The sequence below is a fragment of the Cohaesibacter haloalkalitolerans genome (assembly GCF_003574655.1).
GTDB classification, from domain to species: Bacteria; Pseudomonadota; Alphaproteobacteria; order Rhizobiales; family Cohaesibacteraceae; genus Cohaesibacter; species Cohaesibacter haloalkalitolerans.
Map to the genome: position 1 here is coordinate 203,331 of NZ_QNUM01000002.1, position 12,816 is coordinate 216,146.

Annotated in this window: 10 protein-coding genes; 8 read left to right on the forward strand and 2 right to left on the reverse strand. The window is 57.6% G+C overall.

What is annotated here, in order from left to right; translation table 11 throughout:
- Positions 1 to 203: 203 nt before the first annotated feature.
- The gene (locus DSL70_RS04790; RefSeq protein ID WP_162916361.1) at positions 204 to 1,112 is read right to left on the reverse strand and encodes an EF-hand domain-containing protein; all 909 of its coding nucleotides are present in this window, start codon (positions 1,110 to 1,112) and stop codon (positions 204 to 206) included.
- 423 nt (positions 1,113 to 1,535) lie between these two features.
- Between DSL70_RS04790 and DSL70_RS04795 the strand changes: the two genes are divergently transcribed.
- The 5 genes from DSL70_RS04795 to DSL70_RS04815 all read left to right on the forward strand — a co-directional run bounded on the left by DSL70_RS04795 (position 1,536) and on the right by DSL70_RS04815 (position 7,325).
- Positions 1,536 to 2,303, forward strand: coding sequence for a response regulator (locus DSL70_RS04795; protein WP_119306781.1), 768 nt, complete (start codon positions 1,536 to 1,538; stop codon positions 2,301 to 2,303).
- Entirely contained in the window at positions 2,300 to 3,937 is a 1,638-nt protein-coding gene (locus DSL70_RS04800; protein ID WP_162916362.1) for an ATP-binding protein, read from the forward strand. Before DSL70_RS04795 ends, DSL70_RS04800 begins: the two co-directional genes overlap by 4 nt.
- Before the next feature lie 341 nt (positions 3,938 to 4,278).
- Positions 4,279 to 4,797, forward strand: a complete 519-nt coding sequence (locus DSL70_RS04805; protein ID WP_119306783.1) for a GNAT family N-acetyltransferase — start codon at positions 4,279 to 4,281, stop codon at positions 4,795 to 4,797.
- A gap of 343 nt (positions 4,798 to 5,140) precedes the next feature.
- On the forward strand, positions 5,141 to 6,532 hold the full coding sequence (locus DSL70_RS04810) for a SulP family inorganic anion transporter (protein ID WP_119306784.1): 1,392 nt from the start codon (positions 5,141 to 5,143) through the stop codon (positions 6,530 to 6,532).
- Between the two features lie 202 nt (positions 6,533 to 6,734).
- Complete coding sequence (locus DSL70_RS04815; protein WP_119306785.1) at positions 6,735 to 7,325, forward strand: AAA family ATPase; 591 nt, start codon at positions 6,735 to 6,737, stop codon at positions 7,323 to 7,325.
- On the opposite strand, the gene DSL70_RS04820 is transcribed toward DSL70_RS04815, so the two are convergent.
- Positions 7,322 to 9,349, reverse strand: a complete 2,028-nt coding sequence (locus tag DSL70_RS04820; RefSeq protein ID WP_119306786.1) for a methyl-accepting chemotaxis protein — start codon at positions 9,347 to 9,349, stop codon at positions 7,322 to 7,324. The two genes, DSL70_RS04815 and DSL70_RS04820, sit on opposite strands and share 4 nt — an antisense overlap.
- Before the next feature lie 592 nt (positions 9,350 to 9,941).
- Here DSL70_RS04820 and groES point away from each other — a divergent pair.
- From groES to DSL70_RS04840, 3 genes are all read left to right on the forward strand, one after another.
- Positions 9,942 to 10,229 carry a co-chaperone GroES gene (gene groES / locus DSL70_RS04825; protein ID WP_119306787.1) on the forward strand — a complete coding sequence of 96 codons (288 nt, stop codon included), beginning with the start codon at positions 9,942 to 9,944 and terminating at the stop codon, positions 10,227 to 10,229.
- Between the two features lie 63 nt (positions 10,230 to 10,292).
- Complete coding sequence (gene groL / locus DSL70_RS04830) at positions 10,293 to 11,942, forward strand: chaperonin GroEL (protein WP_119306788.1); 1,650 nt, start codon at positions 10,293 to 10,295, stop codon at positions 11,940 to 11,942.
- A 458-nt stretch (positions 11,943 to 12,400) separates the two neighbouring features.
- Positions 12,401 to 12,718 carry a hypothetical protein gene (locus DSL70_RS04840; protein WP_119306790.1) on the forward strand — a complete coding sequence of 106 codons (318 nt, stop codon included), beginning with the start codon at positions 12,401 to 12,403 and terminating at the stop codon, positions 12,716 to 12,718.
- The last annotated feature ends 98 nt before the right edge of the window (positions 12,719 to 12,816 follow it).

The window sequence follows — 12,816 nt, forward strand, 5'->3', positions numbered from 1 at the left end:
TGACGTCTGCTCAACGGCGGAAAAAGCCTCGAAACAAAAACCCCGCTGCCAGAGACTGACAACGGGGTTACGCGCTACATCTGTTTTATCTAGCGCTTCTATCGAGCGCTTGTGGCGGGCCTTCCCTGCTGGTTTTGGACCCGCATCGTTTTTGGGCCGCAGACGCACTGCTGGCCATTGATCTGCCGGTTTGGAGGCCGGTGCTATTCCACCATGGCGATGGGCGGAAGGACCGGAGCTTCTAAGGACGCTGCGTCAGGTGCCTGAGGGGCAACCGATGCCGGGTTATCAGCGGTCGGAGCCAACTGCGGTGCAGGAGCTGGCTGACCCGGCCCCATCTGGCCCTGGCCCATACCCTGGCCCATACCCTGACCGGGCATCGGCTGACCGAAATTGCCCTGAGGATACTGGCCCATCTGGAACTGACCACCATGCGGCCCGCGCATCTTGCCACCCATCATGCCGGGACCACCCATCGGTCCACCCTGAGGTCCGAATTGGCCACCGAACTGGGGACCCATCTTCCCCTGCTGGAACTGGCCCTGTGGGTACTGACCCTGCTTGAACTGGCCGCCTCGAGGACCACCGCCCCAACGGCCGTCACGCTGGCCCCAATTGCCCCGCGGCCCCTGTGCCTGACGTGCCTGACGGTCGGTGTTATCGATCTTGCCGTCATTGTTGGCATCAAGGCGATCAAACTGGGCGGTTGCCGGAGCGCTGAATTCTTCAAGGGTTACCTTGCCATCGCCGTCACGGTCGAAACGCTGGAAGGCGCGAACCATGCGGTCTTTGGTCATGGCCATCCACTCGGTCTTGAACTCCTCAAGAGATACGGCATTGTCACTATTGGTATCATTGTCGGTGATTTTCTTGCCCAGACCGGCTGTCAGCTCTTCCTTGGTCAGGGTGCCATCCTTGTCGGTGTCGAGGGCCTTCAGATCAAGAAAGCCACGCGGCCCATCAAAGCGCTGCCCCTGAGCAGGGCCCATCCCGGCACCCATTGCCGGGCCGTTGCCCCAGCCCCGGGCAGATGCGGTATTGACACCCATTGCCATGGCGGAAGCGCCGCTGATCAGTGCGACAGTCAATGCGATTTTCGTCAGGTTTTTCATTTTCTTTTCCTCTCGTCTCAGAGGCCAATTCCTCATTGGCCATCGAGCCTTGTTCGCTCTACAGTATCCATGAAGCCCTGTAGACTTCGCAGGGCCGGTTGCTCTTCGGGTCAGCGTTCCATGCTCTGGTTCATCGCTTGCCGATGACTTGAAGATAGGCCGAATCCGGCGCAGGTCCATCGTCGAATTCTGTCCGATTGTCTCTCTGTGTAACGGGTTCTCAGATTGATACAAACGGTTACAATTTCCTTCGTTAGTGCTTGAAAAAACTCGTATATTTTTCTGGACAGCAACATATTTCCTGTTATCTGATAATTGATATAGGATGGCGGCACGACGATATGTCGAAGGAGAGGAGCCCCAACCGGGCAAAGGCCCCCGCGACGCGCAGCGGGGAGCAAAAAGGCAACGGAGATTTCAGCCATGGAACAATCTGCACATATTCTGGTGGTGGATGATCATCGTGACATTCGCGAGCTGTTATCGAAGTATCTCTCGAAGAATGGCTTCCGGGTGAGCGATGCGGACGGCGGCGTGAAGATGCGCCAGATGCTGAAGACGGCAGCGATCGATCTGATCGTGCTGGATGTCATGATGCCCGGCGAGGATGGCCTTACCCTTTGCCGCTATGTGCGCGAGAACGAGAATATCCCGGTCATCCTGCTGACGGCGCTGGGCGAAGAAACCGACCGCATCATCGGTCTGGAGATCGGGGCCGATGACTATCTGACCAAGCCATTCAATCCGCGCGAACTTCTGGCCCGCATCAAGTCGGTGCTGCGGCGCAGCCAGTCGATGCCACGCGAGGCGGAAAAGCCGAACGAGCCCGAAGTGCTGACCTTTGACGACTGGACCCTCTATGTGCATCAGCGCGAGCTGGTCAGCCCCGATGGCGTTACCGTGCCGCTGAGTGCCGCCGACTATCGGCTGCTGGTTACCTTCCTCAAGCGCCCCACCATGGTGCTGTCGCGCGACCAGTTGCTGGATCTGACATCCGGCCGAACGGCCCAGATCTTTGACCGCTCCATCGACAATCAGGTCTCCCGCCTGCGCAAGAAGATCGAGGAGGATCCGAAAAATCCCCGCATGATCAAGACTGTGCGCGGTGGTGGCTATGTCTTCACGGCCAAGGTGACCGGCAAGGTCGAGGACGCGACCTTTGATGACGTCGACGAGGAGAACGATATTTGACCCGATCCGCGTCTCAGGAAGCCATGCAGAAGACCGAGGCCCCGCGCAGGCGCCGTTTCACGCTCTGGCCGCGTTCGCTTGCGGGGCAGTTGATCGCTGCCCTGATGCTTGCGTTGGTGGCTGCGCAGGCCATCTCAATCATCATGTTCGCCTTCGAGCGCAAAAGCATCACATTGACGGCGACCCGTGGCCAGATCCTCGATCGGACCGCCTCGGTGGTGCGCGTGCTCAACCAGACCGACATGACATTGCACGGCCGCTTCCTCAAGGCGGCAGAAGGACAGGGCATCCGGTTTGATCTGGAGGATTCAACCGATCTGTCCGTGCCTGAAGAGGGCAGTGTCGAGGCTGGCCTTGCCCGTCGATTGGAGCGGCGCGCCGGTCTTGCAGACAATACCGTCCGTTTCAGCAAACTGCCGGATGATCCGTTTCTGCTGGCTCAACCCAGACCAGCCCCCGAAGATGACATGGCCAGCATGATGGCTCCGCCGCAACCCTCACCGGCTCCCAATGGTCCCTTGCGCAACGGCCAGGGTAATGGTTTGGGCCGCGGTTTAGGGCAAGGAGTGGGCCAGGGCATGGGTCAGGGCATGCGTAACGGGCAGCCGATGGACGGCAACGAACTGGGACGTCGCAGTAACTGGACCAACGGCCAGCGCCCATGGAGGCGCTTTGCTGACCACACCCCCCCGGTCTGGACACAGGACATGAAAATTGCCGTGCCACTGGACAGCGGCCAATGGCTGATCGTGCAATCGGAAGTACCGACACCGCCAGCCAAATGGGGGCGGCCATTCATGGTTTCTCTCATCGTATCCGCCGTCCTGATTATTCTGGTGGTCGTGCTGATCGTGCGCAAACTGACCGCCCCCTTGCGGGAGCTGGAAAGCGCCTCACGCAAACTTGGCCGTGGCGAGGCGATTGCGCCGCTCAAGGAGGAAGGGCCGACGGAGATCCGCGGCACCATCAGCGCTTTCAACGCCATGCAGGAAAGGCTGCTGCGCTTCGTGCAGGACCGAACCCGGATGCTGGCTGCCGTCAGTCATGACCTTCGGACGCCGATCACGACCCTGCGGCTCAGAACCGAGTTCATCGATGACGATGAAATGCGCGAGAAGCTGCAGGCGACGCTTGAGGAAATGCAGGCAATGACCGATGCGGTTCTGGCCTTTGCCCGCGAGGATGCCAGCAAGGAAGAAACGCGGGACGTCAATCTGGCGGCGCTGCTGTCTTCCATGGCGGAGGACTATCAGGAACTGGGGCGCAATGTTACATTCGATGGCCCGGACAACCTGACCTTTTCCTGCCGACAGGTCAGCCTCAAGCGGGCGCTGACCAACCTCACGGAAAATGCCCTGCGCTATGCTGGCAATGCCGATCTGTTCCTCAGCGCCACCCCGCGCCACATCGAGATCCGGATTTGCGACAATGGGCCGGGTATCCCGCCAGAGAAGCTTGAGGAAGTGTTCGCGCCCTTCTTCCGGGTGGAAGGATCGCGCAATCTGGAAACAGGCGGCGTCGGCCTCGGCCTTTCGATCACGCGGACGATCATCCGCAGCCATGGCGGTGACGTGACCCTTCAGAACCGGCCATCGGGCGGGCTTGCCGCCACCATCACCCTGCCACGCAAATAGCAAGAACCAACGTTTTGGGCGGGCACAGGATGTCCGCCCTTCCCCCTCACAGAAATGCCAGACGCCACAGCCCTCAGCCCCTAACGATGCGCCCGCCTCCGCATCCAATGAGCGTTGAGGGAGCTACGGGGAGTGCACCGGTTTATACGTCTTTCGTCTTATAAGAATGCCTGTAAAAGTCGTCCGACTGGATTTGTCATCATCTTGTCACCATATTCACTGCATAAACATTGAGTGAACCAAACGACACAAATAATACCGGCTCCCGTTTCAGACACTGCACGCACCAAGCCTGCCTATCTGAAAGGGTCGACCCGCCGGAGCAAGAACAGGAAAACAAGATGACACTGTCATTTTCGCTGGCCAAACCGAGCCAGCTCCCCCATATCCGCACGCTCTTCATCAAATCCATGGCTTATATCGGAGACCGAATGGGCATCGGCCAGTCGGCAGACGCCTTCTCCAACATGTCCGACTTCCAGAAAGCCGGGAACCTCTATGTTCTCGAAGCCGAAGGTGAAGTTCTGGCAGCAGCGGCCCTGCATGAAGAGAAAAACGGCCTCTACGTCGATTACCTCGCCGTTCAGAGAGAACATCAGCATGAAGGACTTGGCAAGCGTATGCTGACTGAGCTGGAAATGCTGACCGAGTCCCGCGAGCTGCAGTATCTGCGCCTGCATACGCCCGAAGCAATGGACGAACTCGTTGCCTATTACAATCGTCGCGGCTTTGCAGAAACCCACCGGGTTCTCCCTTCCCACGGACGGGATCAGCTGATGCGCGTCCATTTCCGCAAGGAAATCACGCTCAACGATCAGGGCATGGATCTGGAATACGAACACGACCGTCAGCTCAGCTGACGGTGCCCCTCGGGGTGCAAGCGGGCCATTCGCGCCCGCCCCTCTCTCCCACTTTTCAAAACCGGCACAATTTTCTGGCTCTACGCATAGCGCATGGCTTGCGTTGCTATTGCCAGAGCTCTGCTCTCAGACACACTACTTTCCGCTGATTTCTGCGATTTTTATTGATGCATTTCATGTACACATATACAGTTACGGAAAGTGTCGGGAGCCAGCCAGACTGTTTGTGCATAGAAGCTGTGAGCTAATCTGACTTGTCTTCACGCCTATTAGACAATAGTCAAAGATCTTCCCCCGCAACGGACGCAAAGTCCGGTAACCTGTTCACAGTGCCAACAATGCCATGCGCCAGCCAAAGATCCTAACGACCATCAAAACCTATAACCGCGACCAGTTCTTCGCCGACTGCTTCGCGGGGATCACTGTCGCCATGGTGGCGATGCCACTCAGCCTTGCGATTGCAATCGCGTCGGGCGCGGATCCGGCAAAGGGTTTGATCACGGCGATCATTGGCGGTTTCTTCATTTCGCTGCTCGGCGGTAGCCGGGTTCAGATCGGCGGACCAACCGGTGCCTTCATCGTGGTGGTCTTCAACGTGATTGCGACCCACGGCTACGACGGGCTGGTTATGGCCACCTTCATGGCAGGCATCATACTGGTGCTGGCAGGTTATTTCCGTGTCGGGCGTCTGATAGCCTTCATTCCCGAAGCCGTGGTCAACGGCTTCACCATCGGCATTGGCATCATCATCGCGTCCAGCCAGCTAAAGGATTTCATGGGCCTGCAGTTGGCGTCCGTCCCGGCGGACTTTCTTGAGAAAATCGCGGCCCTGTGGCACGCTCGCGACAGCTTAAATATGGCCGCCTTTGGCGTTGCTGCCGTCACGCTGCTGCTGATTGTCGGCCTGCGCCGCGCCTTCCCGCGTTTTCCGGGGCTGATCGTTGCCGTGGCCCTGGGGTCGCTGCTGATTGTCGGCATGAACCTGCAGGTAGACACGCTGTTCTCCCGCTTCGGTGCGCTGCCTCAGAGCCTGCCGCTGCCCAGCCTGCCCGTGTTGAGCTGGGCCCGTGTCGTTGAACTTTTCCCTTCGGCACTGATCATCGCCTTTCTGGCCGGGGTTGAATCCCTGCTCTCTGCTATGGTTGCCGACCGCATGATCGACGGCCACCATCGCCCCAATGCGGAACTGACCGCACAGGGCTTTGCCAACATCGCCTCTTCGCTGTTCATGGGCCTGCCAGCCACGGGCGCCATTGCCCGCACGGCAACCAACATCAAGGCCGGTGGCCAGACGCCGGTTGCCGGTATCGTCCATGCCATCGTGGTACTGCTGGTCATGCTGGTTGCTGCGCCGCTTGCTGGCCATCTGGCAATGCCTGCGCTTGCCGCCCTGTTGATGATCACGGCATGGAACATGAGCGAGCCACACAAGTGGAAGAGCTATGCAGCCGGTCCGCGCGGTGACGTGATCCTGCTGGTCATTACCCTTGTGCTGACGGTGCTTGTGGATCTGACCGTCGCCATCGGCGTCGGCGTTTCGCTCGGCCTGGCCATGCGCTGGTGGGAACGGCGTTCGACAACCAGCGACTGGACGACCCCGGAGCGCTCATGGACGGCATCTGAAGAGGAAGCCCAGGCCATGGCCAATGACCTTGAGTCCATCGCGCAGGATGTCGAGGGCATGGTTCCCGCGGTCAATGTTGCCCCGGTTGCCAACCAGCCTGACCCGGCTTGAGGCCAATCGCGCTCCGTCGCATTCATCCATCACATTGCCGATGAGGGCTTCATGCCCTCATCCCTTCGGGCATTGCCGCCCAGATCACCTTCAGCCTTGGCCATATGAACTGATCGGCCCGTCAGACCCGTTCGGGATTGACAATTTCTGCGCGCTTTGAGACAAAACGCTATCGTTCTCCTCGCACAGATACGGCCTGACCATGCCCTTTTCCCGTTTACCCCGTCTTATCCTGACCGGCCCGGAAAGCACGGGCAAGTCCGCCCTCGCCCGTTCTCTTTCAGATTATCTCGACGGCATTCTGGTGCAGGAATATCTGCGCGACTATTTCGAGGCGCAGGGGAGCCTGACGCTGGAAGACGCCATTCCCATTGCGCAGGGCCAGTGGGTGAACGAGGAGCGCGGTGCCGAAGAGGCCGAGGCTCAGAACAAGATCCTGATCTGCGATACGGACCTGCTATCCTCACTGGTTTACACCACCCATTATTACTCCCATGACATGAATTGCTCCACCTGGGCCCTGTGGGAGAAATGGGCCGAACGACACAAGCGGCGCCTTGCGGCAGCTCCCTTTTCGCCCCGCCTCTATATTCTGTGTGATGTGGATTGGCCCTGGGTAGATGACGGCCAGCGGGATGCGCCGGATCAACGGCCGCAGTTTCTCAAACGCTTTGAAGCGGAATTACAGGCCATGGGCTGCGACTATATCACGGTCAGTGGCAGTCTGGATGAGCGCCTTAGCGCAGTGCTCGCCCATCTGGTTCGCGATCACCTGCACAAGCAGAAGGACTAGGCCACGTCCTTCTCTGCCTGCATCTCTGACCGCCGGGCATCAAGATCCTGCTCCACGGCATCAAGGAAGGCGCGGACGGATTGTTCCATGTCCGTGATCACCGCTTCCAGCTGCGTCGATACAAGGCTGAAGGCCTCGGATTCCTGACTGGAGCGGGCGATGGTTTCGACCACATCTGCCACCCGATTGCTGGCCCCAAGACTTTCTTCCAGTGCACGCGTGATATCCCCGTCCATCTGCGCGGTAGCCTCCTTCTGAACATCCACCGCTTCGGCAATGGTGCTGGTCACTTCGTTGACGCTCGCAATCATGTCCGAGATAGAGTTGATCAGGGCGCCTGCTTCTGAAGCTGCCTGCTGCAGGTCTGCAATCTGGGAGGAAATGGTGGAGGTCGCTCTGGCGGTCTGCGATGACAGCTCCTTGACCTCCTGCGCCACGACGGCAAAGCCTTTGCCCGCCTCTCCAGCGCGCGCAGCCTCAATGGTTGCATTGAGGGCGAGCAGATTGGTCTGGGCGGCGATCTTGTCGATCATCTGGACGATGTCGCCAATCTGGGTGGTGGCCTGATTGAGCTTGTCCATGGTGCCATCCGCCGACCGCGATACATGCTCAGCCTCTCCCACCACACGGCGGGCCTTTTCGGTCTGCTCGGTGATGGCGCTGGCGGCTGCCTGCAAATCCTGCCCTCTGCCGCTGACGGCCTTGGCATAGCCGACGCTGGAAGCTGCTGAGGTGCTGGCCAGATCCGACGATGCCCTGGCGCTGTGCGATATGTCATTGAGAGTTGCCGTCCGCCGGATCACCTCACGCGCCTGCGAAGACACCCGTACCACGGCCTGTTCTGTTTCCTGTCGGAAGCGCGTCAGCATATGCTCGAGGGCGGCCTGACGATCCAGCTCCTTCTGACGGTCCAGTCTGGCGTTGTCCTTGAGACGCGCCCCCTGAATGACGCTGTCCAGAAAGTTACGGGCAGCATCCGACAGGCGGCCCAGCGCATCGCGTGAACGGATCTGCGGCAACTCGACGGTCAGGTCGTTGACCCGGATACGATCCATGACATTGGCCAGACGGGATAGAGGCCCGGTGATGGAGCGAGCGATCATCACGGACAGCAGAATGGTCAGCACGGCGATGGCAATGGTAATGCCATAGAAGGCCTTTTCCGCATCCTGCTTCTGTTGCAGGGCGATGGTCATTTGCGCCGCCCCCTGGGCAAGCACCGCTTGGGACTGTTCCTCAACATTGGCGACCAGCTTGCTGATCGTCTGGCGGAAGGACAGGACCGTCTCGTCGAGAGCCTCCTTGCCGGAAACCCAATCGGTAAAGTCCTCCCGGTAGACCTTCAGAAACCCCTTCATCTCCATGCGGGCAACAACCTTGAAGCCAGCCGGTTTCATCGAGGCAATCAACTCATCATAGGTGGTCTCGAACTTGGTGATGATCTCCGGATCACCAAACAGCATATAGTCCTTCTCGTAATTTCTCAGCTGCAGCATTTTCGCTTCAACCGTGCCGGACGATGGCCCAAGACCATATTTCTCGGTGAAGAACACCAGCTTCTCGCGAGCTCGCCGGACAGCGGCATTGAGCTTGCCGCGCTGGCCGTCTTCCTCGCCCAGCCCGACGCCGACGCGCCGGGTCCTGATCTCATCAAAGGACCGGGCGGCGTTCGCAAGCTGATCAAGGCTGGCATGATAGGTTGGGCTGAATTGTCCAAGCACCGTTTCATCGACCGGCTGGGCCAAAGCGGCAGCGAACAGCCCGGCGGTCACATCGGCCTTGGCGATGTCCCGCTCCAGCAGAAATTCCTCGGAGAGCTTGGCCGCCTTGAGGCTGACGGTCTGCAGCGCCTGAAACAGGCGCGCCCGCTCCTGAGACGCCTGTTCCATAGAGCGGGCCTGGTTGAGCATGCTGGTCGTCTGGCTGTTGACCAGAAGCATTCCCAGAAATCCCAACAGCATCAGGACGACGAGCGCGGCAATCCTCTGCCGGATAGTCAAAAAGGCAAAAAATTGATTCAACATACCATCACCAACTCATACGCAGTCACATACCTGAGAGAACTGAGGATCTTGACCCCCCCCGGCCATTTGGTATCAAAATGGTATATCCATGTTAAAAATCACTAAATCAAAAGAACTATATTTGTAAAATTATCCACCTCACGTTTATATATTCATATACGTACAATTTTATAAATATAATTCAGTTTCAAATGAACTTTCATTTGAAACTTGTAAGAAATATTCTTTATTTTCAAAATACAAAACTTGAATATCTCCTTTCGTGAACACGATTGAACTTCAGATACCTCCTTCTGCCCTCTCCCGCAGCATCGGTCCTGACGACAGGAGCGGACAAGCACTCATTGAAAGGCGACAGCCGGTCAAGGATGCGCATTTTTCAATTGCGCATAGATTTTTTTCACTCCATTTATTGACTTCTGACCCCCAGGCTCCTAAATGAAAAGCGCTGTTAGCACTCCCTTATGTAGAGTGCTAACACACTTGTTAAACGAGGAGCAGACTGCTCGGATGCCGCTAGCATTTTAGGGGCATGCAATGCCCGAAAATGGGTCCGGGGAGCTGCATAACAGCTTTAGGGAAAGTTCAGACAATGAAGTTCCGTCCTCTGAATGACCGCGTCGTTGTTCGCCGCGTTGAATCCGAAGAGAAAACTGCTGGTGGTATCATCATCCCAGACACCGCCAAAGAAAAGCCATCCGAAGGCGAAGTTGTTGCTGTGGGCACCGGCGCTCGCAACAATGACGGCACGCTCGTTCCTTGCGAATGCAAGGCAGGCGACCGCGTTCTGTTTGGCAAATGGTCCGGCACCGAAGTCAAGATTGACGGTGAAGACCTGCTGATCATGAAAGAGTCCGACATTCTGGGTATCCTGGGCTAATAGCCGGATCTCAAGTCGAACCGCCTCACATTACAAGTCACACAGATTTCAGGAAGAGCTAAAATGGCTGCTAAAGAAGTCAAATTCGGTGCCGATGCACGCGAAAAAATGCTGCGCGGCGTGGACATCCTCGCAAACGCTGTAAAAGTTACCCTTGGCCCGAAAGGCCGCAACGTTGTCATCGAAAAGTCCTTCGGCGCTCCGCGCATCACCAAGGACGGCGTATCCGTTGCCAAGGAAATCGAACTGGAAGACAAGTTCGAAAACATGGGCGCACAGATGGTGCGTGAAGTTGCTTCCAAGACCAACGACATCGCTGGTGACGGTACAACAACCGCTACCGTTCTGGCTCAGTCCATCGTTCGTGAAGGCCACAAGTTCGTTGCTGCCGGCATGAACCCGATGGATCTGAAGCGCGGTATCGACATGGCTGTTGCTGAAGCTCACAAGGCTCTCGTCGCTGCTTCCAAAACCATCAATTCCTCCGAAGAAGTTGCCCAGGTTGGCACCATCTCTGCAAACGGCGAAACCGAAATCGGCAAGATGATTGCTGAAGCCATGCAGAAGGTTGGCAACGAAGGCGTCATCACCGTTGAGGAAGCCAAGACCGCTGAAACCGAACTGGAAGTCGTTGAAGGCATGCAGTTCGACCGTGGTTACCTGTCTCCTTACTTCGTAACCAACACCGAGAAGATGGTTGCAGATCTGGAAGATCCGTTCATCCTGCTGCACGAGAAGAAACTCTCCAACCTGCAGTCCATGCTGCCGATCCTGGAAGCAGTTGTTCAGTCTTCCCGTCCGTTGCTCATCATCGCTGAAGACATCGAAGGCGAAGCACTGGCTACCCTCGTTGTCAACAAGCTGCGCGGCGGCCTGAAGATTGCTGCTGTCAAGGCTCCTGGCTTCGGCGACCGCCGCAAGGCAATGCTCGAAGACATCGCTATCCTGACCGGTGGCACCGTGATCTCCGAAGACGTTGGCATCAAGCTTGAAACCGTTACCCTCGACATGCTGGGTACCGCCAAGAAGGTCAACATCACCAAAGAGAACACCACTATCGTTGACGGTGCTGGCGCCAAAGAAGGCATCGAAGCACGCGTTGCTCAGATCAAGGCTCAGATCGAAGAAACCTCTTCCGATTACGACCGTGAAAAGCTGCAGGAACGTCTTGCCAAACTGGCTGGCGGCGTTGCCGTTATCCGCGTTGGCGGTGCAACCGAAGTTGAAGTGAAAGAACGCAAAGACCGCGTTGATGACGCTCTGAACGCTACCCGCGCTGCTGTTGAAGCCGGTATCGTTCCTGGTGGTGGCACCGCTCTGCTGCGCGCTTCCAAGGCCGTCGAAAAAATCGTTTCCGACAATGCTGACATCGAAGCTGGCATCAAGATCGTTCTGCGCGCTCTGCAGGCCCCGATCCGTCAGATCGCTGAAAACGCTGGCGTTGAAGGCTCCATCGTCGTCAACAAGGTTCTGGAAGGCAACGAGACCCTCGGTTTCGACGCTCAGTCCGAAAAATATGTCGACATGCTGGAAGCCGGCATCATCGACCCGACCAAGGTTGTTCGCACTGCTCTGCAGGACGCAGCTTCCATCGCAGGTCTGATGATCACCACCGAAGCCATGGTTGCTGATGCACCGGCTAAGGAAGGTGGCCATGGCATGCCTGACATGGGCGGCATGGGCGGCATGGGTGGCATGGGCGGCATGATGTAATCATGACGTTCCAGGCTCTCTGCTTGGTTCTTGAGAAAGGCCGGTCATTAGACCGGCCTTTTTCTTTGCCCCCACGCCTGTGCCTGCAACGTTTGGGCGTGCGGCGTACCGGGGCAGCATGGTGGTGTCATGGCGCCCCAGATCCTAGGTTCCAGGCTCTCAGACTTTTCCTTTGATCCCCCCATGCGCGTAAAGGCTGCCGCGCGGCCAGTCGGCATCTTGTCTCAATCGCGGGGCAAAGAGCACATGTCAATCCAGACATCTTCATGGCCAAAGGGTTGTCATGGCCGCAGGTTTGTTTCAGATCACGCATCAGGTGTTTCCACAAATCGAAATCCCGCTTTTTCCGATGATAAGCGCGGAACATTTCTTGCTTTGGCCCATTTGGGAGAAAAGGCTCAGAGGGCTTCGCTGGCAACAGCGGCTCCTTTACCCTCCCCTCTTTGCAAGGATATCCCATGCGCCTGTTTTCAACCGTCATGATTGCCTCCTTCCTGTTGGCCTCACCTCTTGCCATGGCAGCGAAAAAGACCCCTGACTGCTCGCAGCCATCGGCAATGAACAGCCAAGCCTGCGCACCGGGCAAGAAAGTGCAAAAGCCAGCGACCGTGCCTCATAAAGCACCGACTGCCGCCAAACAGCCGGAACAGAAAAAGACAAGGGCCGCACCTGAGAAACAGAAAAAGAAAGCAGAACCAGCAAAGCCCGAAAAGAAAAAACAACCCGGTGCCAAGACCCTGCTCAAGCTGCTCCTGCCCGATCAGCCCAAGCCCTGACATCCAGCATGGCAACTGCCATCAAGGCCGGTCTGCCGGTCGGCCTTTTTGTTGCCCCCAAACTGCCCACTGATGGCAAGGCGCAGGACGGGGCCATG

What these genes read in the sequence shown, in the direction of transcription:
- groL (WP_119306788.1), top strand. Translation starts at nt 10,293, where the DNA reads ATGGCTGCTAAAGAAGTCAAATTCGGTGCCGATGCACGCGAAAAAATG.
- DSL70_RS04805 (WP_119306783.1), top strand. Translation starts at nt 4,279, where the DNA reads ATGACACTGTCATTTTCGCTGGCCAAACCGAGCCAGCTCCCCCATATC.
- DSL70_RS04795 (WP_119306781.1), top strand. Translation starts at nt 1,536, where the DNA reads ATGGAACAATCTGCACATATTCTGGTGGTGGATGATCATCGTGACATT.
- DSL70_RS04840 (WP_119306790.1), top strand. Translation starts at nt 12,401, where the DNA reads ATGCGCCTGTTTTCAACCGTCATGATTGCCTCCTTCCTGTTGGCCTCA.
- DSL70_RS04810 (WP_119306784.1), top strand. Translation starts at nt 5,141, where the DNA reads ATGCGCCAGCCAAAGATCCTAACGACCATCAAAACCTATAACCGCGAC.
- DSL70_RS04815 (WP_119306785.1), top strand. Translation starts at nt 6,735, where the DNA reads ATGCCCTTTTCCCGTTTACCCCGTCTTATCCTGACCGGCCCGGAAAGC.
- groES (WP_119306787.1), top strand. Translation starts at nt 9,942, where the DNA reads ATGAAGTTCCGTCCTCTGAATGACCGCGTCGTTGTTCGCCGCGTTGAA.
- DSL70_RS04820 (WP_119306786.1), bottom strand. Translation starts at nt 9,349, where the DNA reads ATGTTGAATCAATTTTTTGCCTTTTTGACTATCCGGCAGAGGATTGCC.
- DSL70_RS04790 (WP_162916361.1), bottom strand. Translation starts at nt 1,112, where the DNA reads ATGAAAAACCTGACGAAAATCGCATTGACTGTCGCACTGATCAGCGGC.